The 24592-nt window shown below is 67.3% G+C and carries 21 protein-coding genes; 15 read left to right on the top strand and 6 right to left on the bottom strand.

Annotated features, from left to right (window positions below; translation table 11 throughout):
• Positions 1 to 19 precede the first annotated feature (19 nt).
• The gene (locus ABT392_RS21910; RefSeq protein ID WP_334277512.1) at positions 20 to 1141 is read right to left on the bottom strand and encodes a TRAP transporter substrate-binding protein; all 1122 of its coding nucleotides are present in this window, start codon (positions 1139 to 1141) and stop codon (positions 20 to 22) included.
• 239 nt (positions 1142 to 1380) lie between these two features.
• Here ABT392_RS21910 and ABT392_RS21905 point away from each other — a divergent pair, with 239 nt between their 5' ends.
• The 6 genes from ABT392_RS21905 to ABT392_RS21880 are packed head-to-tail and all read left to right on the top strand — an operon-like array spanning position 1381 to position 6991.
• Positions 1381 to 1890 (top strand): hypothetical protein, encoded by a 510-nt coding sequence (locus tag ABT392_RS21905; RefSeq protein ID WP_395384525.1) that lies wholly within the window; start codon positions 1381 to 1383, stop codon positions 1888 to 1890.
• A complete protein-coding gene (locus ABT392_RS21900; RefSeq protein ID WP_395384526.1) occupies positions 1883 to 2551 on the top strand; it encodes a PspA/IM30 family protein in 669 nt (222 codons plus the stop codon). The genes ABT392_RS21905 and ABT392_RS21900 overlap by 8 nt, the downstream gene beginning before the upstream one ends.
• Complete coding sequence (locus ABT392_RS21895; protein WP_395384527.1) at positions 2548 to 3180, top strand: YqiJ family protein; 633 nt, start codon at positions 2548 to 2550, stop codon at positions 3178 to 3180. Before ABT392_RS21900 ends, ABT392_RS21895 begins: the two co-directional genes overlap by 4 nt.
• A gap of 36 nt (positions 3181 to 3216) precedes the next feature.
• Complete coding sequence (locus ABT392_RS21890) at positions 3217 to 4908, top strand: flotillin family protein (RefSeq protein ID WP_395384528.1); 1692 nt, start codon at positions 3217 to 3219, stop codon at positions 4906 to 4908.
• A gap of 1 nt (position 4909) precedes the next feature.
• Entirely contained in the window at positions 4910 to 5863 is a 954-nt protein-coding gene (locus tag ABT392_RS21885; RefSeq protein ID WP_395384529.1) for an alpha/beta hydrolase, read from the top strand.
• 33 nt (positions 5864 to 5896) lie between these two features.
• Positions 5897 to 6991: an alkane 1-monooxygenase gene (locus ABT392_RS21880; RefSeq protein WP_395384530.1), complete on the top strand. Its 1095-nt coding sequence runs from the start codon at positions 5897 to 5899 to the stop codon at positions 6989 to 6991.
• On the opposite strand, the gene ABT392_RS21875 is transcribed toward ABT392_RS21880, so the two are convergent.
• Positions 6961 to 8718, bottom strand: coding sequence for a hybrid sensor histidine kinase/response regulator (locus tag ABT392_RS21875; RefSeq protein WP_464970862.1), 1758 nt, complete (start codon positions 8716 to 8718; stop codon positions 6961 to 6963). The two genes, ABT392_RS21880 and ABT392_RS21875, sit on opposite strands and share 31 nt — an antisense overlap.
• A 423-nt stretch (positions 8719 to 9141) precedes the next feature.
• Here ABT392_RS21875 and ABT392_RS21870 point away from each other — a divergent pair, with 423 nt between their 5' ends.
• The 6 genes from ABT392_RS21870 to ABT392_RS21845 all read left to right on the top strand — a co-directional run bounded on the left by ABT392_RS21870 (position 9142) and on the right by ABT392_RS21845 (position 13881).
• A complete protein-coding gene (locus ABT392_RS21870) occupies positions 9142 to 9711 on the top strand; it encodes a cytochrome b (protein WP_334277515.1) in 570 nt (189 codons plus the stop codon).
• Positions 9711 to 10334, top strand: coding sequence for a YceI family protein (locus tag ABT392_RS21865; RefSeq protein WP_395384532.1), 624 nt, complete (start codon positions 9711 to 9713; stop codon positions 10332 to 10334). The genes ABT392_RS21870 and ABT392_RS21865 overlap by 1 nt, the downstream gene beginning before the upstream one ends.
• Before the next feature lie 68 nt (positions 10335 to 10402).
• Entirely contained in the window at positions 10403 to 10975 is a 573-nt protein-coding gene (locus ABT392_RS21860; protein WP_334277517.1) for a YceI family protein, read from the top strand.
• 216 nt (positions 10976 to 11191) lie between these two features.
• The gene (locus ABT392_RS21855) at positions 11192 to 12601 is read left to right on the top strand and encodes a sensor histidine kinase (protein ID WP_334277518.1); all 1410 of its coding nucleotides are present in this window, start codon (positions 11192 to 11194) and stop codon (positions 12599 to 12601) included.
• Positions 12598 to 13035 (top strand): hypothetical protein, encoded by a 438-nt coding sequence (locus ABT392_RS21850; protein ID WP_395384533.1) that lies wholly within the window; start codon positions 12598 to 12600, stop codon positions 13033 to 13035. The genes ABT392_RS21855 and ABT392_RS21850 overlap by 4 nt, the downstream gene beginning before the upstream one ends.
• Positions 13036 to 13044: 9 nt before the next feature.
• A complete protein-coding gene (locus ABT392_RS21845) occupies positions 13045 to 13881 on the top strand; it encodes a LytR/AlgR family response regulator transcription factor (protein WP_334277520.1) in 837 nt (278 codons plus the stop codon).
• Positions 13882 to 13909: 28 nt separating this feature from the next.
• Here the strand turns inward: ABT392_RS21845 and exaC are convergent, their stop codons facing one another.
• Positions 13910 to 15430, bottom strand: a complete 1521-nt coding sequence (exaC, locus tag ABT392_RS21840; RefSeq protein WP_395384534.1) for an acetaldehyde dehydrogenase ExaC — start codon at positions 15428 to 15430, stop codon at positions 13910 to 13912.
• Positions 15431 to 15721: 291 nt separating this feature from the next.
• Here exaC and ABT392_RS21835 point away from each other — a divergent pair, with 291 nt between their 5' ends.
• The gene (locus ABT392_RS21835) at positions 15722 to 17629 is read left to right on the top strand and encodes a sigma-54-dependent Fis family transcriptional regulator (RefSeq protein ID WP_395384535.1); all 1908 of its coding nucleotides are present in this window, start codon (positions 15722 to 15724) and stop codon (positions 17627 to 17629) included.
• Between the two features lie 3 nt (positions 17630 to 17632).
• Here ABT392_RS21835 and ABT392_RS21830 read toward each other — a convergent pair whose 3' ends face one another.
• On the bottom strand, positions 17633 to 18283 hold the full coding sequence (locus tag ABT392_RS21830; RefSeq protein ID WP_395384536.1) for a lysoplasmalogenase: 651 nt from the start codon (positions 18281 to 18283) through the stop codon (positions 17633 to 17635).
• Between the two features lie 80 nt (positions 18284 to 18363).
• Between ABT392_RS21830 and ABT392_RS21825 the strand changes: the two genes are divergently transcribed.
• Positions 18364 to 19047: a hypothetical protein gene (locus ABT392_RS21825; RefSeq protein ID WP_395384537.1), complete on the top strand. Its 684-nt coding sequence runs from the start codon at positions 18364 to 18366 to the stop codon at positions 19045 to 19047.
• On the opposite strand, the gene ABT392_RS21820 is transcribed toward ABT392_RS21825, so the two are convergent.
• Both ABT392_RS21820 and ABT392_RS21815 read right to left on the bottom strand, forming a co-directional pair.
• The gene (locus ABT392_RS21820; protein WP_395384538.1) at positions 19019 to 21091 is read right to left on the bottom strand and encodes an ATP-dependent helicase; all 2073 of its coding nucleotides are present in this window, start codon (positions 21089 to 21091) and stop codon (positions 19019 to 19021) included. The two genes, ABT392_RS21825 and ABT392_RS21820, sit on opposite strands and share 29 nt — an antisense overlap.
• A 96-nt stretch (positions 21092 to 21187) precedes the next feature.
• Complete coding sequence (locus tag ABT392_RS21815) at positions 21188 to 23746, bottom strand: hypothetical protein (RefSeq protein WP_395384539.1); 2559 nt, start codon at positions 23744 to 23746, stop codon at positions 21188 to 21190.
• A gap of 38 nt (positions 23747 to 23784) precedes the next feature.
• Here ABT392_RS21815 and ABT392_RS21810 point away from each other — a divergent pair, with 38 nt between their 5' ends.
• Positions 23785 to 24585 (top strand): substrate-binding periplasmic protein, encoded by an 801-nt coding sequence (locus tag ABT392_RS21810; protein WP_395384540.1) that lies wholly within the window; start codon positions 23785 to 23787, stop codon positions 24583 to 24585.
• Positions 24586 to 24592 lie beyond the last annotated feature (7 nt).

The following is a 24592-nucleotide window of genomic DNA, read 5'->3' as shown; positions in this document are numbered from 1 at the left end:
GCCTCCTTGAGGTCCGGGCCTAGCCCTTGCGACCAAAGTAGTGGTGCCAGGCCATCTTGAAGTCGACCAGATAGTCGTTCTGCCATTGCCCGGCACGCTGTGCAAAGGCGCGCTGGCTGTCCAGCACCTTCTTGAAGTACGGGTTCTCGGCCGACTTCTTGGCCACAACCTTGTCCCAGGAGTCGAGCTGGTTCTGCAGGATGGCGTTCGGGGTCTTGTAGAACGCGACGCCCGCCTTCTTCATCTCCGCATAGTCCTTGGAATTGCGGTCGATGGCCTTCCAGCTCATGTCGGCGCTGGAGGCCTGCACTGCATAGTCGATGATCTTCCTCAGCTCGGCCGGCAGCGCGTTGTACTTGGCCTTGTTGAACAGGATCTCGAACTGCTCGGTGCTCTGGTGGAAGCTCTGCAGCATGCAGTTCTTGGCCACGTCAGGGAAGCCGAGCACCCGGTCGCTCGAGGCATTGTTGAACTCGGCCGCGTCGATCAGGCCGCGGTCCAGCGCAGGCACGATCTCGGCGCCGGGCAGCGGGTTCACCGCCGCACCCTGCTCGGTATAGAGGTCCACCGCCAGGCCCACGGTGCGGAACTTGACGCCCTTCATCTGCTCCAGATTGGCCACTGGCTTCTTGAACCAGCCATAGGGCTGTGTGGGCATCGGGCCGTACAGGTAGGAAACCACCTCCATGTTGATGGCCTTGTAGATCTCCTCCAGCAAGGCTTCGCCGCCACCGTAGTTGTGCCAGGACAGCAGCATGTTCGGGTCCATGCCGAAGCCCGGACCGGAGCCCCACAGCGCCAGCGCCGAGTTCTTGCCGTAGTGATAGGCCACCACGCCATGGCCACCATCCAGCGTGCCCTTGTTGACGGCGTCCAGCAACTGGAAGGCCGGCACGACGGAACCGGCAGGCAGCACCTCAATCTTGAGGCGGCCGCCGGCCATCTCGTTGACCTTCTTGGCGAAGTCTTGCGCGTACTCGTGGAAGATGTCCTTGGCCGGCCAGGTGGACTGGAAGCGCAGGCTGACAGTCTGGGCCTTGGAAATCATTGGCGCCGCCATGGCTCCGGCGGCAACCGTGCCGGTGGCAGCTTTCTTCAAGAAGCGTCGACGTGAAGCCGGCGCGACAGGTTTGTCATTCATCTCGGTCTCCTGGTGATTGTTCTGAAGCGAATCTGCGCCGGCGGTGAGCTCACGCCCCCGCCTCGCCAGGTCGAATATCAAAGCCCGGCATCCCAGCGGCAAGTGGGGAAACCCGGTGCATTTCGGCGCCAGGCGCCTTGCCCTGGCACACATTGGTGCGATGGACTGGTCGGCTGTTGCCATTTGCATTCAAACGTATACACTCGTACTCAAGCGAACCCGCACAGCAGGAGAAGCGCATGAGCATCAGCCCGACCATGGAGCCCTTGTCGGCCCGCATACCCAGTGACCTCTATCTCTGGCTGGCCCAGCTGCAGGTGGAGGGGGCCACGACCAACAGCGACAAGCTGCGTGTGCTCCTGAGCCAGCTCAAGCGCCAGCACGATGGCGCCTTCGACTTCGTCACCGCCCTGGCCTGGTGCCGCGACCTCGCCGCCCGGCTGCGCGACGCCCTGGCCACGCTGGACAACAACGCCGGCCAGCATTCCGAGGTGCTGGCGCAAAGCATCGAGCATGTCTGCCATGCGATGGCCCTGGTCGTCTCGGCCGAGGCCGGCAGCATCGAGCAGGCCCGCCAGCTCGAAGACGCCCTGGTGCGCCGCAGCTTTGCCCTCAACGAGGCGCTCCTGCGCCAGGCCATGACGCCCGCCGCCGCCGCCTTCGATCCCGCTGTGGTGAGCCGCCACATGGCCACCACCCTGCAACTGGCCACCGCCATCGACACCCTGAAAGGAGCCCGCAATGGCTGATTCCCTCAAGACCCGCGTCACCCGTGTGATGGCCTCGGGCGTGCACGCCCTGCTGGACAAGATCGAAGATCGGGCGCCCGAGGCTCTGATGGAGCAGTCGCTGCGCGAGCTGGACGGCATCGTCGACGAGGTGCGCCTGGAGCTGGGCCGCGTCAGCGCCAATCGCCACCTGACGCAGCAGCGCCATGCCGAGCTGAACCAGCAGCATGAGAAGCTGCAAGACCAGATCGGCGTGGCGCTCGGACAAGGCCGCGAGGATCTCGTGCGTGCCGCCGTGGCCCGCCAGCTCGATATCGAAGCGCAATTGCCGCTGATTGAGTCGAGCCTGGCTGAACTGGCCCGCCAGGAAGCCGAGCACCGTGGCTATGTCGAGGCCCTGGGCGCCAAGCGGCGCGAGATGGAAGCGGCGCTGAGCCAGTTCCGCACGAGCCGCGCAGCAGTCACCGCACCGGGCGCTATCGCAAGCAATACCGAGTCGCGCTTGCAGGCCGTCACGGGTGCATTTGACCGCGTGTATGAGCGTCAGACCGGATTGAGCGGCCCGGCCCGTGCCGGCAAACTGGCCGACGCCGCCCAATTGCAAAGCCTGGAAGAGCTGGTGCGGCAGACCCAGATCGAGGCCCGCCTCGCCCAGCTCAAACTCAGCCACTCCAAGACATGAGCCTGTTCACCACGCCCGAGAACCTGCCGTTCGGACTTGCCTTCGCGCTGATCGTCGGCATTGCACTGCTGGAAGGCCTGGGCATGCTGATGGCCTTGAGCCCCAGCAACCTGATCGACGACTGGCTGCCCGAAATCGGGCACGAAAGCGCGCTCGACAAGCTGCTCGGCTGGCTGCATCTGGGCCGCGTCCCCTCGCTGGTGGTGGTGCTGCTCTTTCTCACCGGCTACGCGGTGTTCGGCTACAGCCTGCAATTGGCCACGCATGGGCTCACCGGCCACTACCTGCCCGCATGGGGCGCCGGCCTCTTGGCAGTGCCGGCGGGCCTGGCCACGGTGAGGGCACTGGGCGCCTTGATCGCGCACATCATTCCGCGCGATGAAAGCACGGCGGTCAGCGAGACCACGCTGCTGGGCCGCGCCGCGCTGGTCACCGCCGGCATTGGCAAGCAAGGCCTGGCCGCGCAGGCGCGCGTGCGCGACCAGCATGGCCGCACGCACTACCTGCTGGTCGAGCCCGACCTGGCTGACGAGGAATTCGAGGAAGGCAGCGAAGTGCTGCTGGTGAAGAAGCTGGGCGCGGTCTACCGCGCCATCCGCAATCCGCATCCCGGCCTCATGCGGGATTGATGCAGGATTGATCAAAAAAGAGAGGGAAGAAACGACATGAACAACATCTTCGAAATGCTGACGCTGGCTGGCATCGCCCTGGTGGGACTGCTGACGATCGGCATCGTGTTCGCGCGGCTCTACAAGCGCTCGACCAAGGAAACCGCCTTCGTGCGCACCGGCCTCGGTGGCCAGAAGGTCATCATGGACGGTGGTGCCATCGTGCTGCCGGTGTTCCATGAGCGCGTGCTCGTGAACATGAACACCTTGAAGCTCGAGGTGATGCGTCGCGAGCGCGAAAGCCTGATCACCAAGGACCGCATGCGCGTGGACGTGACCGCGGCCTTCTTCGTGCGCGTCAAGCAGACCAGCGAAGCCGTGAGCACCGCTGCCCAGACCCTGGGCACGCGCACACTGAATCCGGAAGCGCTGAAGACCCTGGTAGAAGACAAGTTCGTCGACTCGCTGCGCGCCACGGCCGCGACCATGACCATCCAGGAGCTGCAGGACAAGCGCCGCGACTTCGTGCAGGCGGTGCAGAACGCCGTGGCCGAAGACCTGGAGAAGAACGGCCTGGAGCTGGAGTCGGTCTCGCTGACCAGCCTCGACCAGACCGACAAGCAGTTCTTCAACCCCAACAACGCCTTCGACGCTGAAGGCCTGACGCGCCTGACCGAGCAGACCGAGGCGCGCCGCAAGCAGCGCAACGACGTCGAGCAGGAAACCGAGATGCAGGTGCGCTCCAAGAACCTGGAAGCGCAGCGCCAGAAGCTGACCATCGAGCAGGACCAGGAATTCGCCACGCTCGCTCAGCAACGCCAGGTTGAAACCGCACGTGCCGAGCAGGCCGCCCAGATCCTGACGCAGCAGGCCGAGCGCACCCGTGAAGCCGAGGCCGCCAAGATCGAAGCCGAGCGCCAGGTCAGCCAGAAGAAGATCGAGGCCGAGCGCGAGATCAAGAGCGCCGAGATCGAGAAGAACCTGGTGGTGCAGACGCGCGAGATCGAGCTGGAGCGCAAGACCGAAATGCAGCGCGCCGAACAGCGCAAGCAGGTCGAGATCGCCCGCCAGGACATGCAGATCGCGATTGCCAACAAGAGCAAGGAACAGTCGGTGGCCGATGCCCTGGCCAACCAGGCGCGCGCAGATGCCGTGAAGGCCGAAGAAGGCGTGAACACCGCGAGGCAGGTGGCCGTGGCTGAGCGCGACAAGAACATCCAGCTGATCGAAGCCAGCAAGGAAGCCGAGCAGCTCGCCATCGCGGTGAAGGTGTCGGCCTCGGCCGAGAAGGAAGCCGCGCTGGACCGTGCCGAAGCCATCACCATCGAAGCCAAGGCCAAGCAGGCGGCTGCGATTGCCGAAGCCGAAGGCCGTCGCGCCATCAATGAGGCGCTCAACACCCTGTCGGCCGCGCAGATCGACCTGCAGGTGCGCACGCTCCTGCTGCAGCAACTGCCCTCGGTGATCGAGCAGGCCGTGCGCCCGATGGAGAAGATCGATTCGATCCGCATCTTCCAGGTCAACGGCATGAACGCCGGTATGCCGGGTGCGGCCAACGAAGGCGGTGGCGGCGGCAACACCGGCACCTTCCCCGAGCAGGTGATGAACTCGGCCCTGCAGTACCAGATCGCCAAGCCCATCGTCGATGCGGTGATGAAGGACGCCGGCCTGAGCAACGAAGGCATCACCGGCATGGCGCAGTCGCTGGCGGGCATGCTGCAGCCAGCCGCAGCAGCGAGGGCGGACTGAAATGCGCGCCGCCCTCTTCATCTTCCTGTGGGTCCTGTTCGGTGGCGCGCGTGCCGCTGAACCGGTCGAACAGAACCTGGTTCTCGGGCAGGGCGAGCAGGCGCTCCATGGCAGCTTGCTGCTGCCAGGAGGCGCTGCCAAGCCGCTGGTGGCGCTGATCATTTCTGGCTCCGGCCCGACCGACCGCGATGGCAACAGCCTGGGCCTGCCCGGCAGGAACAACAGCCTGAAGCTGTTGGCCGAAGGCCTGGCGCGCGAGGGCATTGCCAGCGTGCGCTATGACAAGCGCGGCGTCGCCGCCAGCGCCAAGGCCTTGTCGGCTGAAAGCAATCTGCGCTTCGACCACTATGCAGACGACGCAGCCGCCTGGATCGAGCTGCTGCGCAAGGACAGCCGCTTTGGCGGCGTTGCCGTAATCGGCCACAGCGAAGGCGCGGCGCTTGGTTTGCTGGCCGCGCAACGCGGTGGCGTTGTCGCCTATGTTTCCCTGGCCGGCATCGGCCGCGACGCGGCCACCGTCCTGCGCGAGCAGCTCAAGGGCAAGCTGCCGCCCGACCTCGCCGAGCGCAGCGAGCAGATCCTGCAGTCACTGCAGCGCGGCGAAACAGTGGCCGACACGCCGCCCATGCTTGCCGCCCTGTACCGCCCCTCGGTCCAGCCCTATCTGATCAGCTGGTTCAAGGTTGATCCGTCCCGTGAAATCGCCAGGCTCAAGATGCCGGTGATGGTGATCCAGGGCACGACTGACGTGCAGGTTTCGATGGCAGATGCTGAGCTGCTCGTCGCGGCCAAGCCTGAAGCCAAGCTGCTGCGGGTGGAGGGCATGAACCATGTGCTGAAGGCGGTGTCGGGCAGCGGCGCGCAGCAGGTGCCGTCCTACTCCGACCCGGCCCTGCCCTTGGCACCGGGTCTGGTCGAAGGGCTTGCGGCCTTCCTGAAGCAAGGCAAGCCTTGACGGGCTGCCAGGACGGGCGCAAGGTCGCGGGCCATGCACAAGACCGCTGAGCCTTCCTGGCAAGACCCCAAGCGCTGGCTGTGGCTGCTGTCGCCAGCCCTGCCCCTGCTCGTCGCCTGGCATCTTGTGAAGTTCATCCAGACCGGTCAGACGCACTGGCTGTTCCTGATGAGCATCGTCATGTACGGCGTCATTCCGGTGCTGGACGCCCTGCTGGGGCCAGACCGCAGCAACCCGCCTGAAGAAGCCGTGGCCGGGTTGGAGCAATCGATCTGGCATCGCGCCGTGGTGGTGGCCTACATTCCCTCGCAATATGCGGCGACCCTGCTGGGCCTGTGGATTGCCGCGACGATGAACGTGAGCGGCTGGCAATGGCTGGGCCTGGTGCTCAGTGTCGGCGGCGTGAACGGCATCGCGATCAACACCGCGCATGAGCTGGGGCACAAGCGGCCAAGCTGGGAGCGCGCCTTGTCCTTGCTGACGCTGGCGCCGGTGATCTACGGTCACTTCTTCGTCGAGCACAACCGCGGCCACCATCTGCGCGTGGCCACGCCGCAAGACCCGGCCAGTGCGCGCCTGGGCGAAAGCTTCTGGGCCTTCCTGCCGCGGACCGTCGTCGGCAGCCTGCGCTCGGCCTGGCAGATCGACCGCCGCCAATGCCTGCAGGCCTGGTGCTTGAGCCTGCTTTTCTACGCTGCCGTCGTGGCCTGGCTGGGCTTCGCGGTGCTGCCCTTTGCCCTGGTCCAGGCCCTTTACGGCATCTCGCTGCTCGAGGTGGTGAACTACATCGAACACTACGGCCTCTTGCGCAGCCGCGGGGCTGATGGGCGCGTCGAGCGCTGCGGGCCGCAGCATTCCTGGAACTCCGACCATGTGGTGTCCAACCTGTTCCTCTACCAATTGCAGCGGCACAGCGACCACCATGCGCATCCGGGCCGGCGCTACCAGGCGCTGCGCCATTTCGACAGCAGCCCGCAACTGCCCATGGGCTATGCCGGCATGTTGATGCTGGCCTACCTGCCGCCGCTGTGGTTCAAGGTAATGGACGCGCGGGTGGCCGCGCACTATGGCGGCGAGCTGGGCCGTGCCAACCGAGGTCAAGCGTCCAAGGTCGACAGCGTCGGGTAGCGCCGCACCAGCAGGCGCTCCATCGCTTCGAGCAAGGCCTCGGCCGCAACAGGCTTGTGCAGCAGCGTGAGCCCGGCGGCCTGGGCCTGGCGCAGGCGCTCGGGCGCGGTGTCGCCGCTGACCAGCAGCGCCGGCAGGTCGGGCAGCGCCGAGCGCAAGGACTGTACGGCCGCAATGCCGTCGTCGCCATTGCGCAGGCGCAGGTCGGCCAACAGCAGGTCAGGTGGCGCGGCCAGGCTGTCCAGCATGGCGCCACGGGTCGTCGCAGCCAGACGCACCTCGCAGCCGTGGGCCGAGAGCAGGGCCTGCATCGCTTCGCGCACCGATTGCTCGTCGTCGAGCACCAGCACCCGCAAGCCGGCCAGGCGATGCTCACGAGCATCGGTGGGAGCGGGCGCCTCCACTGCCTGTTGCGGCGCGGCCGCCAGGCTCAGCGTGAACACGCTGCCGCAGCCGGGCTCGGACTCCAGGCGCAGCTGCGCATCGAGCAGGTCCACCAGGCGGCTGACGATGGACAGTCCCAGCCCCAGGCCCTGTGCGCGATCACGCTCCGGGTTGCCGACCTGATAGAACTCCTCGAACACGCGCGATTGCTCGGCCGGCGCAATGCCCTGGCCGCTGTCGATGACCGCCAGCTCCCAGCGCGGCTCGCCGCCCAGCCCGGCCGCGCGCACATGCAGGCGCACGCCGCCGGTGGCGGTGTACTTGATCGCGTTGTCGAGCAGGTTGCGCACGACGCGCTCCAGCAGCACCGGGTCGCTGAGCACCTGCGCCTCGGGCGGGCAATCGAGGGTCAGGCTCAGCCCCTTGCGCTGCGCCGGCGGGCCGAACTCCTGCACCAGCCGGGCCAGCCAGGGCGCCAGGCCGAAACTCGTCTCCTTCAAGGCGAGCACCTGCGCGTCGAGCTTGGAGATGTCGAGCAAGGCATCCATCTGCGAACCGAGCGACTCCAGCGCCTGGTTCATCTGGCCAACGATCTTCTGGCTGGCCGCCTCCAGCGGCCGCATCTGCAGCGCGGCGCCCAGCAGCGACAGCGCGTGCAGGGGCTGGCGCAAATCGTGGCTTGCAGAGGCGAAGAATCGGGTCTTGGCCCGGTTGGCCGTTTCGGCCCGCTGCAAGGCCTGGCGCAGGTGCTCGTTGCTGCGCACTTGCTGCTGGCGTATCAGCACCGAGTCGGCAAACACCTTGTAGGCATCCCGCGCCAACCCGGCCAGGATCCAGGCAAAGGCCAGGATCAGCCCGGCCAGCGCCCATTCCAGCCCCGCGGCGCTGCTGCGATGCGCATGCAGCGCCCAGGCCATGCTGTTGGCCAGCGTGATCGGCAAGAGAAAGGCCAGAAAGACCGGTCGATAGCCTGCCGTCGTCGCGACCGACCCGGCGCACAAGCCGAGCAGCAGGATGGTCTGAAGCATCCGCGCATGGTCGATCAGCCAGGGCGTGAAGGCGAACGAGGCGGCAAAGACCAGCCCGTTGAGGCCGCTCAAGGCCACCGCCCAGCGCAGGCGATGCGCCATGCTCTGCCGATGCCAGGCCGGCAGGCGGCCCAGCATCCACCAGCGCAGCAGCAGCACACCCAGCACCAGGGCCAGCCAAGCCAGTGGCACAGCCCAACCGAGGGCGTCAGAGGCAGCCAGGGCGATGACGAAGGCACTCAGGCCGACCGGCAGGGGCACACGCCGGCCTTGCCTGGCCAGCAGGCGCAAGAGCTCCTGCTGGACACTGAGCACATCGGCGTCGGGGGCGGTGGCGGTAGGAAGTGAAGGCGAAGACAGCGGCAGAGGCGGCACGGCGAGAGACAGCTCAAGACTCGGGGCAGCGCGCAATATAGCCCCCCCCCGGGCTTGCGAGCCTGTGAGCCGGAGCGGCATTCAAAAAAAGAGCAATGCCGGCCACCTCCCCCTTTCGGGCCTTGGTGAACCGGCACGGCAACCCCTCCCATCCTCCATGTGATGAGCCCTCTTGCGAGGCTTCTTCACAAGGGGCGCAGTATCGGCAGCACGCCGTGCACAAACCATCCCTCTCAAGGGGGTGCGGGCTGCCACAAGTCGCCCATCCTTCAAATGAACTGAACCATGGCGTCAAGCGCCGTGAACCGCGGGCGGCAGCTCCGCACGGAAACTGACGTCATTCGCAACCCACCGACGCCAGCCATGACGCAAGCCCCCCTCGCCCCCGAGCAGCGCTACAGCCCGCTGGCCATGGCACTGCACTGGCTGCTGGCTGTGGCCATCGTCGGCGCTTTCGGCGTGGGCCTGTACATGACCAGCCTGCCCTTCTCGCCGGCGCGGCTCAAGCTCTATAACTGGCACAAATGGGCCGGTGTGACGATCCTGGCGCTGTCGGCCCTGCGACTGCTGTGGCGCCTGTACCGCAAGCCGCCGGCCGATCTGCCGATGCCGGCCTGGCAGGCCCAGGCCGCCCATATCACCCACGGCGCGCTCTACGCCCTGTTCTTCGCCGTGCCGCTGGCAGGCTGGGCCTACAGCTCGGCTGCCGGCTTTCCCATCGTCTGGTTCGGCCTGCTGCCGCTGCCCGACCTGGTGGGCCCGGACAAGGCCTTGGCCGAGACGCTGAAGCAGGCCCACAAATTCCTGGCCTATGGCCTCGGCGCTCTGGTGCTGGCCCATGTGGCCGCCGCCCTGAAGCACCACTTCATCGACCGCGACGGCCTGGTGCAGCGCATGCTGCCGGCCCTGCCGCCAACAGCAAAGGACCAATGATGAGGACTCTCTCGACCACCCTGCTGGCACTGGCTTCGGCCGCCGTGCTGGCCCTGACGAACAACGCTGCGCAGGCACAGGCCAAGCCCGCCGCGGCCCCCACGACTGCCAAGCCGGCCGCCGCCGCCACGCTCTTGCTGGCTCAGAGCGAGCTGGGCTTCATCAGCAAGCAGATGGGCGTGCCGGTGGACGGCAAGTTCAAGCGCTTTGATGCACAACTGAGCTTCGACCCGAAGAAGCCCGAGGCCGCCAAGGTCGCCTTCGCGATCGAGCTGGCCAGCGCCACGCTCGGCGCACCGGAATTCGACGCCGAGCTGGTCAAGGCCTCCTGGTTCGATGCCAAGCGAGTGCCGCAAGCCACATTCCAGAGCACGGCCGTCAAGGCCCTGGGTGGCGGCAAGTATGAGGTGGCCGGCAAGCTGTCCATCAAGGGCCAGACACGTGACGTGCTCGTGCCGATTGCCCTGAGCCAGGCGGGCGGCACCACCACCGCGACCGGCGGCTTCGTCCTGAAGCGCCTGGAATTCAAGATTGGCGACGGCGAATGGGCCGACACCTCGATGGTCGCCAACGATGTGCAAGTGAAGTTCAAGCTGGCTTTCAGCGGCATTGCGCCGCTTTGAGCTGGCATCTTCTGTTTTTTTCATTCTTCTCCAGTTTTCTCCCCCAACCCTCCCCAAGGACCGCAACCATGTTGAAGCAAGCCCTCCTCTTCGCCGCAGCCCTGGCCACCGCCGGCATCGCCCAGGCCGAATCGGCCACCTACGCCATCGAGCCGACCCACACCTACGCCACCTTCGAGATCTCGCACTTCGGTGTCTCGACCAACCGCGGCCGTTTTGACAAGAAGGAAGGCTCGGTCACCCTCGACCGCGCCGCCAAGACCGGCAAGGTCGAGATCAGCTTCGACATGAACGGCATCAACACCGGCGCCGCTGCCTTCGACAAGCACCTGAAGAGCGAGGACTTCTTCGACGTGGCCAAGTTCGGCACGGCCAAGTTCGTCGGTGACAAGTTCGTCTTCGACGGCGCCAAGGTGGTCGAGGTGCAGGGCCAGCTGACGCTGAAGGGCAAGACCGCCCCGGTGACGCTGAAGGCCAGCAACTTCGGCTGCTACGACAACCCGATGTTCAAGCGCGAAGTCTGCGGTGGCGACTTCACCGCCGTCATCGACCGCACCCAGTGGGGCGTGGACTACGGTCTGGCCTGGGGTTTCCCCAAGGATGTTCGCCTGGTGATCCAGGTTGAGGCTGTGAAGCAGTAAACGTGAGCCCCTCGCCCGCGACTGCGCGGGCGCCTCACCCCGCCTCGTGACATAGTTCACGAACGAGGCCCGCCATCCGGCGGGCTTTGTTTTTGGGGCCTGCCGACTGTCGCCGGATAGTGCATCTGGGCCCTCCGGGCGCACGGTGCATCGCTCCCTCGCCCCGCCTGACTTTGGGCATGCGTACAGTCCAAACCATCGACAAGGCAGATTCCCATGAGCGCCACCCTCCCCACCAACCCGACCCCCTACCAGCGCTGGCAGCATTTTTCGGCGCTGACGGTCCGCGCATTCCACATCTATGCGGGCTGGCTGGTCAGCATCAGCTGGAAGCGCTTCACCCTGCTCGCCGTTGCCTTGATCATCGGGGCCAACGTCCTGCAGCATCTGCCGCCGTTCAACTTCAAGTTCCGCACCGGCGAGGAAGAGCTGCCCATCGAGGCGCCCAAGATCCCCAAGCTGTCCAAGAAGCGTGCCGCTGACACTCCGGCCATTGCCACGGACAAGCCGATCCACTACGAAATCACCATCGATGACGAAGGCCTGCGCATCGAGCCGCGCAAGGCCGCCGCCGGCGCCAGTGCCGCATCCGGCAACGCCCTCAGCGAAGAGGAGCTGCAGGACCTGCCTTCGATCGCCATCGGCCTGCCCAAGGGCGTGGACCGCGACCAGATGCGCAAGGCGGTCGAGGAAACCCGCAAGGCCATCGAGGAGACGGTGCGCGAAGCCCGCGAACGGGCCCGCGAGCAGGCCATGGACGAGCTGCGCGACCAGGTGGAAGAAGCGCGCAACGCCATGCTCGAATCGAGCCGCGGCCCGCGCACCCGTGTCACCTACGCCCGGCTGGGCGATCTGCTGGACAGCCTGGCCTGGCTGATCGTGCTGTCATCGGCCGTGATCAAGGCCATGTACAAGAGCCGCATCCAGGCCGAAGTGAAGGCAGCCCAGGCCACCGAGACTGCCGAGGCCGAATCGCTGCGCCGCCAGGTCGTCGAAGCCCGCATGGCCGCCATGCAGGCCCAGGTCGAGCCGCACTTCCTGTTCAACACCCTGGCCTCGATCGATCACCTGATCGAAACCGACCCGGCCCGCGCCTCGCAGATGCAGAAGAACCTGATCGCCCTCCTGCGTGCCTCGATGCCGACCATGCGCGAAGCCAACGCGACCGGCGGTGTGCGTGAGCTGGGCCGCGAGATCGCCGTGATCCGCCCCTACCTCGAGATCCTCAAGGTGCGCATGGAAGAACGGCTGCAGACCGAGATCGACGTGCCCGAGGGCCTGCTGTCGGCCGAGTTCCCGCCCATGATGATCCAGAGCCTCGTCGAGAACTCGATCAAGCATGGCCTGGAGCCCAAGGCCGAGGGCGGCAGCCTGAAGGTCAAGGCCGAGATCGTGCACGGCAAGCTGCAGATCACCGTGGCCGACACGGGCCTGGGCTTCGGCCGCGCCGCCACCAGCGGCACCGGCGTGGGGCTGGCCAATATCCGCGAACGCCTCTCGCTGCTCTACGGAGCCAAGGGCACCGTCACCGTCACCGAAAACCAACCCAGCGGCACCGTGGTCACGATTCAAGTGCCCTATCGCAGCCGCACCGACGACTCTTCCAACGAAGGAGCAAAAGCATGAAACGCGTGTTCAAGGTCTTCGCCGTCTTCACCCTGCTGATCCTGATCGCGGCCATCTCCGGCGGCTTCAGCCTCTGGCACCACATTGGTGATCATCAAGGCATGTCGATCACGGTCAATGGCGAGGAGATGATTCTTGGTGCGCTCGACCTGGGCGACATCATCGGCGGCGCCGTGGGACTGGCCATCGCTGCGGTGGTGGTGCTGGTGGTCGTGCCGCTGTGCCTGCTGGTGGGCGTCGGCCTGCCGCTGCTGATCGTTGGCGCGATACTGGCGCTGGGTGTGCTGGCTGCGCTGAGCGTCGGTGCCGTGGTGTTCTCGCCGCTGATCCTGATCGGCCTCGTGCTGTGGCTGCTGCTGCGCCGCAAGCCGGCCAAGCCGCTACCGCCCCAGGCTCCGGCGACACCGGTCGAACCTGCGCTGATCCACGACTAACATCGGCGCATGAACGACACCAACCACACCCCTCGCGTGCGCGCGGTCCTGGCCGACGACGAACGCTTGATGCGCGAGCAACTGCGCAGCCGCCTGACCGAGGTCTGGCCCGACCTGGACATCGTGGCCGAAGCCAAGAATGGCATCGAGGCCGTCGAGCTGGTCAAGGAGCACAAGCCGGACCTGGTGTTCCTGGACATCCGCATGCCCGGCCTGACCGGCGTCGACGCCGCCAGGCAGATCGCCCAGCTGCCGGAAGACGAGGACTGGCTGCTGCCCGAGATCGTCTTCATCACGGCCTACGACCAGTACGCGGTCGAAGCCTTCGAGCAGGGTGTGGCCGATTACGTGCTGAAGCCCGCCGAACGCGAGCGGCTGCAGGTGACGGTGGAGCGGGTCAAGAAGCGCCTCTCGCAGCGCCACAGCAATGAGCCGGTGCCCGACGACGGCAAGCCCGCCGCGCCGATGCAGCAGCTCCTGCACAAGCTCTCGGCCCAGCTCAACCCGGGCAGTGCGCCGGCCTATCTGCAGTGGATCCAGGCCACCGTGGGCCAGGCCATCCAGATGATCCCGGTCGAGGACGTGCTGTTCTTCATCAGCGACGAGAAGTACACGCGGGTGCAGACCGCCACGCTGGAAGCGCTGATCCGCAAGCCGATCAAGGAACTCGTGGACGAGCTGGACCCCAAGCTGTTCTGGCAGATCCACCGCTCGACGCTGGTGAACGTGAAGGCCATCAACGGCATCACACGCGATTTCCGCGGCCGCCAACTGGTGGGCGTGAAAGGCCTGACCGAGAAGCTCGAGGTCAGCCGCAGCTACACGCACTTGTTCAAGGGCATGTGAGCACAAGGGGCCCGCGGGCCCCTTGTGCTCAGAAGAAGCCGAGCTTGTTCGGCGAGTAGCTGACCAGCAGGTTCTTGGTCTGCTGGTAGTGGTCCAGCATGGCCTTGTGGGTCTCGCGGCCGATGCCGGATTCCTTGTAGCCGCCGAAGGCCGCATGCGCCGGGTAGGCGTGATAGCAGTTGGTCCACACGCGGCCGGCCTGGATGGCGCGGCCCAGGCGGTAGGCGCGGCTGCCGTCGCGGGTCCAGACACCGGCGCCGAGGCCGTAGGGCGTGTCGTTGGCGATCTGCAGCGCCTCGGCCTCGTCCTTGAAGGTGGTCACGGCCAGCACCGGACCGAAAATCTCCTCGCGGAAGATGCGCATCTGATTGTGGCCCTGGAACAGCGTAGGCTGGATGTAGTAGCCGCCCGCCAGATCGCCGCCAAGCTCGGCGCGGCTGCCACCGATCAGCACCTTGGCGCCCTCTTCCTTGCCGAGCGCAAGGTAGCCCTGGATCTTGTCCATCTGCAGGGCCGAGGCCTGGGCGCCCATCATGGTGTCGGTATCGAGCGGGTTACCCTGCTTGATCGCGGCGACACGCTTGATTGCACGCTCCATGAAGCGCTCGTAGATGCTCTCCTGGATCAGCGCGCGGCTGGGGCAGGTGCAGACCTCGCCCTGGTTGAACGCGAACAGCACCAGGCCCTCGATCGCCTTGTCGAGGAAGGCGTCGTCCTCGGCCATCACGTCGTCGAAGAACAGGTTGGGGCTCTTGCCACCCAGCTCCAGCGTGGCCGGAATCAGGTTGCCGGCGGCGGCCTGGGCGATCACGCGGCCGGTGGCGGTGGAACCGGTGAAGGCGATCTTGGCGATGCGCTTGCTCTGGGCCAGCGGCATGCCGGCCTCGCGACCGAAGCCGTTGACCACGTTCAGCACGCCGGGCGGCAGCAGGTCGGCGATCAGCTCGGCCAGGACGAGGATGCTGATGGGCGTGCTCTCGGCCGGCTTGAGCACCACGCAGTTGCCGGCACCCAGCGCGGGCGCCAGCTTCCAGGCCGCCATCAGGATGGGGAAGTTCCAGGGAATGATCTGGCCAACGACGCCCAGCGGCTCATGGAAGTGGTACGCGATCGTGTGGCCGTCGATCTCGCTGAGCGCACCCTCCTGGGCTCGCACGCAGCCGGCGAAGTAGCGGAAATGATCGACCGCCAACGGGATGTCGGCGTTCAGCGTCTCGCGGATCGGCTTGCCGTTGTCCACGGTCTCGGCATAAGCCAACAGCTCCAGGTTCTGCTCGAGCCGGTCGGCGATCTTCAAAAGGATGCCGGCGCGCTCGGCCGGCGGCACGGCGGCCCACTGGGCTGCTGCGGCGTGGGCGGCATCGAGCGCGAGTTCGATGTCCTCGGCACCGGAACGCGCGGCCTGGGTGTAGACACGGCCATTGATCGGCGTGACCACGTCGAAGTACTGGCCCTTGAGCGGCGGCTGGAAGCGGCCGTTGATAAAGTTGTCGTAGCGCGGCTTGTAGGCGATGCGGGCGTCGGGCGTGCCCGGGGCGGCGTAGATCATGGTCAGTCTCCTGTGTTTGTCGTGAATCGGTGCCTGCTGGCATCCGCGCCGCTTCATTGCAGGGAGCGTGCCAGGGGCCGGATCGGCAGCCTGGCGGCCCTTTCCCGCAAGAACCGGGTCAGGCGGCGCGCGCAGACTGTGCCGACGACGCAGGCCTGTGCCGCAGGACTGTCACGCGATGGAGCAGTCGCAGACGCAATCCGGCTGAACTGCTTCCGTGGCGCGGGGCCCGGCCCTAGGGTCGCTGCCAGACGGCGCCCGACATGGAGCCCCGCAAGGAGACAACGAGTGATGTGGACCCTGCCCCTGGCCGCTGCCGCGCGGCCGCGCCCCGACGGCCGCAGCCTGCGCCAGGCCCGCCGCGCCCTGCTGGAGGCCGGCGCGCCGCCCAGCGGCCTGCTTGACGCCGCGGTGGAGGCCAGCTGGCAGCGCAGCCTGGCCCATGGGCTGGAGCCGCAGGGCCGCTCGGCCGGCGTGCCCCATGCCTCGGCCGCCCAGTTGCGCCGCGCCCAGGAGCAGCGCCGCCAGCTGCTGGCCCAGGCGCGGCCGGTGATGGAATTCGTCCACGACCAGATTCGCGATGCCGGCCAGATCGTCATGCTGGCCGATGCCGAGGGCATGCTGCTCGAGGCCCTCGGTGACACCGGCTTTGCCGACAAGGCGGCCCGCGTGGCGCTGCGCCCGGGTGCCAACTGGCTGGAGCAGTGGCGCGGCACCAATGCCATCGGCACGGCCCTGGCCGAGGGCCGGCCGCTGATGGTCCACGGCGGCGAACACTTCCTGGAGCGCAATGGCTTCCTGACCTGCGCCGCCACGCCGATCTGGGGACCGGACGGCCGCCTGCTGGGCGTGCTGGACATCTCCGGCGACCAGCGCGGCGAGCACCGCCATGCGCTGGGCCTGGTGCGCGCCGCCGGCCGCATGCTGGAGCACCAGCTGTTCGAGGCGCGGCACGGCGCCGGCCTGCGGCTGCGGCTGCATGGCCGGCCCGAAGGCCTGGGCACCGTGGTCGAAGGCCTGCTGGCACTGGACGAGGACGGCCGCATCCTTGGCGCCAACCGGACAGCCCTCGAGCTGCTGCGCCTGCCGGCCTCGGCCGTCGGCCAGTGGCAACTGGACGCGGTGATGGAGCAGGCCGTGGCCGCGCTGCGTCGGCGCGGCGGCCCGCAGGCGGTCGAGGGCACGGCGGCCGGCACGCTGTGGGCCCGGCTCGACGGCGCGCGCCGCGGGCCGTCCGCGGCCCCGGTCCCTGCCCAGGTCAAGCTGCCTGCACCGCGCGACGCACTGCAGCAACTGGACAGCGGCGATGCCGCGCTGGCCCAGCAGATCGCCCGCGCCCGCCGCGTGCTCGACAAGCCCATCCCGCTGCTGCTGCAGGGCGAGTCGGGCGTGGGCAAGGAGCTGTTCGCGCGCGCCTGCCACGACAGCGGGCCGCGCGCCGCCCGGCCCTTCGTCGCCGTCAACTGCGCGGCCCTGCCCGAATCCCTGATCGAGGCCGAGCTGTTCGGCTACCGCGGCGGTGCCTTCACCGGCGCGCGGCGCGAAGGTGCGCCCGGCCGGCTGCGCGAAGCGGCGGGCGGCACACTGTTCCTCGACGAGATCGGCGACATGCCGCTGGCCCTGCAGGCCCGCCTGCTGCGCGTGCTGCAGGAGCGGCAGGTGCAGCCCCTGGGCGGCGGCGCGCCGGTCGACCTGGACTTCGCCCTGATCGCCGCCAGCCACCGGCCGCTGCGCGAGCTGGTGCAGCAGGGCCGCTTCCGCGAAGACCTGTACTACCGGCTCAACGGCCTGATGCTGAGGCTGCCGCCGCTGCGCGAACGCAGCGACCTGGCAGGCCTGATCGCGCAGCTGCTGCACGACCTGGCACCGGGCCGGCCGCTGACGCTGGCGCCTGCGGTGGCCCAGGCCTTCGCCGCCCATGCCTGGCCCGGCAATGTGAGGCAGCTCGCCCAGGTGCTGCGCACGGCCGTGGCCCTGCTGGACGACGATGAAACACAGATTGAGCAGGCCCACCTGCCGGAAGACCTGCTCGACGACCTGATGCTTCAGGTAGCATCCGCGCCCCTGGAGACCGAGGACCTGCGCACCCTCGCCTCGCAGCGCATGGAGCAGATGCTGCGCGACTGCCATGGCAACGTCTCCGAGGCGGCGCGCCGCCTGGGTGTCAGCCGCAATACCTTGTACCGGCGGCTGCGCTGAGCCTCAGTCCCGCGCGGCCGGGGCCAGCCAGCTGGCGATGCACCACTGCGCGGCCCAGTAGGTCGGCAGCACCAACAGGGCCGCCAGCGGCTGCGGGCCGGCGAACTTGTTGGTTGCCAGACAGGCGTCGGAGATCACGAACAGCAGGCCCCCCAAGGCCAGCACGCGGTTGCCGGGCGTGGACGACCGCTTGGCCAGCACCAGGCTCTGCGCGCCCATGGCGCTCAGGCACAGCACGTAGACAAGGACCGGCCCCTGCAGTGGTGCCGGCACGCCGGCCCACAGGCGGCTGAGGATGAAGCCGGCCAGCAAGCCATAGGCAAGAAAGGCCCAGGGCCAGGCGGCCAGGCGCTGCACCCGTGTGAACGCCCAGAGGTAGCACAGATGCGCAACCAGGAAGGAGACCAAGCCTGGCAGAAAGCCCTGTTGCGGCCACAGCAAGGCGATGTCGCCGGCCAGCGAGGCAAGCAGCCCGGCAAGTATCCAGCGCCGCTGCGCCAGACCCGACCCTCGCTGCCAGGCGTAGGCGAGTATCAGGATCGTGGTAAGCGGCTTGAAGACGAAGAACAGCGCCGGCGGGCCGCCGAAAGCGCTCAACCCCACGGCAATGAGGGCGCTGAGAAAAATCAGGCAATCGAACTTGGACAGGGTCATGCCCGCCATTCTGCTCATGCGAAACTGAGCAACCCTACGGTACATCCCCTCGGTCGACCTCGGGCGGCCGCATTGCCCTCATGAAATTGCATCTGGCCCGACTCTCGCTCCTGCTGCTGCTGGCCTGCTCCTCCTCCTTCGCGCAGGAAGTCAGGAAGGCACCGACCGAAGGCCCCTGCCGCGGTGCCGAAGCGCAATGGGACTGTCCAGGCGCCCTGGAACTGCGCGACGAGAAGGCGGGTACGGCAGCACGCCTGACCTGGTTCAGCAGCGGCGAGCTGCTGGGCGAACGCCTCACTGGAGCGGCTAGCCAGCGCTACCTGGTGCTGCTGCCTTCGCGGCGGATCTTCTATTCGAACGTGCCGGCGATGAGCCTGGTCAGGAACGCACTCAATCCCTTCCATCGCTACGACCGTGTGTTTGCCTCCGCGCTGGGCGCACTGAAGTCGGCCCATGCCAAGGGGCCCGACTCGGTGCCGTTCGGTGAGTCAACAAGCGATGTGCAACTGGCCGGCGAAACGGTTCGGCTGACAAGCTGGCGCAAGCCGGGCGAGCGCGTCATCAGCTTCGAGCTCAAGCCGAAGGACGGGCCGGTGGAGCGTGGCAGCTGGGATCCTCGCCGCCCGGCCCCCTGGGAGGACAAGGCCAGCCTGGAAGGCTGGACCGATGCGCGCGGCTACAACGCACCCGCCACCACGGGCGAAGGCCGCCAGCCGGAGGCGCAGGCCGCGCCGCTCAGTCCTGCGTCTGCTGCGCAGCGCTAGACGCTGCGCCCTTGACCGCAAACGCCTCGCGCAGCCGCTTGAGCTTCTCGCGCGGGTCTTCCTTGACCGACGACTCGTGCAGTTTCATCTCGAGGATGAAGCGGCTCGGGATGCCCATCACCAGCTCGCGCGCCTTGCGCCGCCGGCGCAGGGTGCTGACCGCCAGGGTCTTGCGGGCACGCGTGATGCCCACGTACATGAGGCGGCGTTCTTCCTCGAGCCGCTGGGCCGTCATCTCTTCGTCGTCGGCCTTGAAGGGCAGGAGCCCTTCGTTGACGCCGGCCAGGAAGACATGCGGCCATTCCAGGCCCTTGCTGGCGTGCAGGGTGGTCAGCACGACCTGGTCCTGGTCTTCGTTGCGCTCGGCCATCGAGAGGATCACGCTGATGGTCTGCGCGACCTGCAGCACGGTCTGCTTTTCCGTCTCGAACTTCCCACCGTCTTCCTGGATCTCGCCGCCGCAGCGCTTGGCCACCCAGTCGACGAAGTCCAGCACATTGTTCCAGCGCGCGGCCGCAACCTTCTCGTTCTCTTCGTTGTCGTAGAGATGCTGTTCGTAGGCGATGTCGCTGAGCCATTCCAGCAGCAGCAGCTTCGCTTCCTTCGCACCTGACGTGTGACGAGCCTTGTATTCCAGCTCGTTCACATAGCGGCCGAATTCGTGGAGCGAGCCGATCTGCTTGGCACTCAGCGCCGTGCCGAGGCTCTCGGCAAACAGCGCTTCGTACATGCTGCACTTCCACTTGCCGGCGAACTGGCTCAGCCCGGCGATGGTCTGGTGGCCGATGCCGCGCTTCGGTGTGGTCACCGCGCGCAGGAAGGCCGGGTCGTCATCCTGGTTCACCAGGAGCCGCAACCAGCCGCACAGGTCCTTGATCTCGGCCTTGTCGAAGAAACTCTGGCCACCGCTGACCTTGTAGGGAATGTTCGCGCGGCGCAGTGCCTGTTCAAAAGGCCGTGATTGGTGGTTGGCGCGGTAGAGGATGGCGAAGTCCTTGAACTCAATGCCGGCGCCGCCCTGGCCACGTATCGCCTGGATGCGCGAGACGGCGCGCTCGGCCTCGTGGTCTTCGCCATCGGACTCGACCAGGGCCACCGGCTCGCCATCACCGAACTCGCTCCACAGCTTCTTGTCGAAGATCTTCGGATTGACCGCGATGACGTTGTTGGCCGCGCGCAGGATGGCGCCGGTGGAGCGGTAGTTCTGCTCCAGCGGAATCACCTTCAGTTGCGGGAAGTCCAGCGGCAGGCGCTTCAGGTTCTCGATGGTCGCGCCGCGCCAGCCGTAGATGCTCTGGTCGTCGTCGCCCACGGCCGTGAACAGCGCGCGCTCACCGACCAATTGCTTCAGGAGGTCGTACTGCACCGCATTGGTGTCCTGGTACTCGTCGACCAGCACATAGCGAAGGGTGTCCTGCCACTTGCCGCGCGCCTCGGCATCTTCGGTGAGGAGCTTCAGCGGCAGGGAGATCAGGTCGTCGAAGTCAACCGCCTGGTAGGCCGCGAGACGCTCCTGGTACTTGGTCATCACGATGGCCGCGGTGCGCTCGTTCTCGTCCTTGGCCTGCGCGGCGGCTTGCGCAGCGTTCAGGCCCATGTTCTTCCACAGCGAGATCGTCCATTGCCAGGAGCGCGCCTGGTTGGCATCCGTCGTGCCGCCGGCATCACGCAGCACGGAGAGCACGTCGTCGCTGTCGAGGATGGAGAACTGCTCTTTCAGCCCGACCCGCGTGCCCTCCTGGCGCAGGATGCGCACGCCCAGGCTGTGGAAGGTCGAGATCGCCAGGTCCTTGGCGGCGCGGGGCCCGACCAGCGCCTTGGCCCGCTCGCGCATTTCCTGCGCGGCCTTGTTGGTGAAGGTGATGGCGGCGATATTGCGCGCCGCGTAGCCAGACTTCAGCAACTGGCCGATCTTGGTCGTGATCACTCGCGTCTTGCCCGAGCCGGCACCGGCCACCACCAGGCAGGGCCCGGTCAGGTGGTAGACCGCCTCCAATTGCGCGGGGTTGAGCGTGGCGGCAGCGTCGAGAGGCGGGGCGGACATGGGGGAAGGGCACGAACGGCACGTACGGCACGGACGGCAATAACGGCAATAACGGCACTATGGGGGCCGACCATGATAGCGGCGCCCCGTGAGCGGCTACTGACGCGAATCCTGCACCACGCCCGGCGGCAACGCCCGCAGGCACAAGCCCAGCAAGAGCACGCTGTAGAACATGAAGGAGATGCGCGGCGCATCGAGCAGGCTGTCGAACAGGCCCACCATCAGAAAGCCGACGAGGGACGCGGCCACCGCCGGTGCCAGCGCATGGGCGCGCGCACGGCCCAGGCTGACGCGCCAAAGCGCCGCGGCCACCAGTGCAGCCCAGATCCAGAGGCCGACCCAGCCCTGCTCGAACTGCAGGTGCAAGGGCAGGCTCTTGGCATGCCAGGGCAGGTGGTGGCGGTCGCTGGTGAAGTACCAGCGCGCCAGGCCCGCGGAGAAGTCGCCGTTGGCCAGCAAATTGCGGCCCGAGGCGTCAATCAATTGCAGCTCGCCCACATCCAGCTCCTTGCCCGCCACGGTTTCGGCGATGGCAAAGGTGATCAGGCGCGGCGCCCACCAGTCGCCGCCGGCACCGCGCGGCAAGGCATCGAGCTTGAGCTGCACCGTCTGCCATTCACCGGGCTTGCCTTTCACATGCAAGGCCTTGTGGCTGCGGCCTTCCTGGTAGAGCAGATGCTTTTCGGCCACCTCGGCAAAGAGGCCTGCTGCTTCGCCGGCCCGCACGCGCGCCTGCAGCGTCAGGGGCCCGCTCGGCACGGCGATGCGCTGGGTCACGCGCAGCATGCCGCCATAGTCCAGCAGATGGCGCCCGCCGCTCAGGCGCAGGAAAGGTTGGCCCGCTTCATCGCCGAGGCGGAAGTCGCCCACCCGCTCGTCCACCGGGCCGGAATAGAAACGCGTCGCCATATAGCGGCCACTGCCACGCCCCAGCCAACGCTCCTCATCGCTTTGCAGGAGCCGGTAGCTGCTGCGCCAGTGATCGACACGGGCGCCCAGGTCCTGCACGCCGGTGGCCATGCGCTCGCCCAGATAGGCACCACCTTCCAGCGTCGACACGATGGCGCCACTGACCAGCAGCACGCCAGCCAGGATCGCGCGCACCCGCCAGTGGAGCGCCAGCAGGCGATCAGCCGCCTGCGGCGCCGCGCCCAGCAACCAGACCCAGGCCAGCGCCCAGAGCGCCAGCGGCCACAGCGTCGCGCGCAAGGCGAGCTCGCCCCCCCAGTTGCCTGCCACCACGGCCACGCAACCCAGGCTCCAGAACCACACCGTGCTCACCAGCATTGTGCGCAGCGTGGCTTCCATGCGGCTGGGCGGCCGCCACATCAGCAAGGCGCCCAAGGCGAAGGACAGCCCATAGATCACATAGGCGGACTTGGGTATCCAGTTCGCCACCGACCAACTCAAGCCCGCCGCCAGCGTGCCCAGCAAGGCCGCCATGGACAGCACCAGGGCACGCGCGCCAACGCCTTCGACCAGCAATTGCCGCGGCGCAAACAGCAGCAGCAAGGCCGTACCGGACAGTGCCAGCAAGCCACGATAGCCAGCCACCGCAAAGATTTGCGCTGCGCTGAAACCGAACAAGCCCAGCAACGCCAGCAAGGGCAAGGCGCGCAAGGCCGTTTCCAGGTGCTGGGGTTGCTCGGCCAGCGAGGTGCTGCGCGCATGGTGCTGGCGATAGCTGAGGAAGAGCAGCGTTGCCAAGGTCACCGGCAGGGCGAGGTAGACGCCGCGCGAGAAGGTGGTGAGCGCGGCATAGCTGGCCATCAGCACCAAGGCCAGCAAGAGCCCCAGCAGCACCGGGCTGCGCTGGCGCATCAGCGCCGCCAGCGCGAAAGGCAGGCACAGCAGCAGGGCGCCATCCAGCATCGCGCCGCCCACCTGCATCTCCCAGAACATGGCCGTGCTGCGGTAGTCTGAGCTGAAGTTCAGGAGACCGGGGAAAGCCACCCGCTCCCACAGGGCCGCCAGCGCGATGCCGGCCAGCGCCAGGCACATGGCGAAGAGCATGCCGCGCTCGATCCGGTCCGGCCGGCTCGCTGCCGCGCGTTGCCACAAGGGCAGCAGCAGCAGGACATAGACCAGGCCCTTGGCCTGGCGCGGACTGTTGAGCGATTCCAGGTAGCCCTGCCACCAGCCGAATTCCAGGCCACCGGCGTCCTGGATGCCGCGCCAGACCGACAACAGCACCGAGGCCGCGAACAGCAACAGCAAGAGCTTGGCCAGCGCCGAGGGCGCCAGCGGCCGGCGCCAGGCCTGGGCCTTGCTGTCGACCCGGCCCAGCGCATAGGCGGCATAGCCGCCCGCGGCGGCAGCCATCACCAGGAGGTCCAGTTCCTCAAAGATGAACCAGCCGGTCCAGGTGGCCAGGCCCAGCACAGGCACCAGGCCGATCAACAGCAGGGGCGCGGCCTGCCACCAGCGGAAGCTGGCCGCCAGCACAGCCAGATAGGCAGCGACAGCCAGCGACGGCAGCAAAGGGTAGTGGCTGGCCAGGCCAAGGCCCAGCAGGCCACAGCCCAGGGCCAGCAGCATCGCCAGCCAACGGCTTGCATGGTTCGGACGGCTCAGCGCAGGGCGAGCCGGCAGGGCGGGCGGCTGGCCCGACAGGGCTGGCGAAACATCGGTGGGCATGCAAAGGATGATAGCCATCGCTCATGACTGGCGATGCATCGCTTAAGCTCTGCGGCATGAGCATTTCCCCCAGGGGCGCCACACTGATGGATGAGCATCGTGCTGTCCGGCGGCTGTGCCTGCTGGCGCCGCTGGCCCTGGTCGCCCAACCGGCCCTGGCGCGCGATCTGCTGGTCGTGGGCACCTCATTCCCTCGCATCTTCGAGGTCAGCGGCAAGCCAGGCGAGGCCGATGGCCTGGGTGCCGAGCTGATGCGCCGCGCCGCCGCGCGCATGGGCCTGGGCCTGCGTTTCGAGGTGCTGCCCTGGCTGCGCGCGCAAGCCATGGTCGAGCAGGGCCAGGCCGATGTGCTGGTGGGCCCCTACCGCACGCCGGAACGTGAGCAGCGCTTTCTTTTCTCGCGCCAGGCCTTCTATGCCGACGCCCTGGTCTTCTATGCCCGGCGCAACCTGGCCACGCACTGGGTGGGCGACTTCACGGCGCTGGCACAGGTCCCCGTGGCCATCGTTCAGGGTTGGGCCTACGGCGACGAGTTCGAGCGTGCCCGTCCGGGCCTGCAGGTGCTCAGTACCGCGCTGACCGTGGAGACCGGCCTCTTGATGCTCAAGCGCGGACGCATCGAACTGCTGGCCAGCAATGAGCGCAACACCGCACCGGTGATCGAAGCCCTGGGTCTCGCCCAGGAGCTGCAGATCATCAATCCTCCCATCAGCTTTCAGCGCGGGCATTTCGCCTACACCCGCAATGCGCGGGGCGAAGCCTGGCGCGACAGCATCGACCAGGTCATGAGCCAGATGCGGGCGACAGGCGAGTTGCGCGAGCTGGCCCGTCAATGGCACATCGCGATTCCTGAGTAAGCTCTTC

Origin of the sequence: Paucibacter sp. JuS9 (assembly GCF_044043925.2) — a bacterium.
GTDB lineage: Bacteria > Pseudomonadota > Gammaproteobacteria > Burkholderiales > Burkholderiaceae_C > JAUASW01.
The sequence above is the reverse complement of the archived record's forward strand: the minus strand, read 5'-3'. Positions and strand labels throughout refer to the sequence as shown.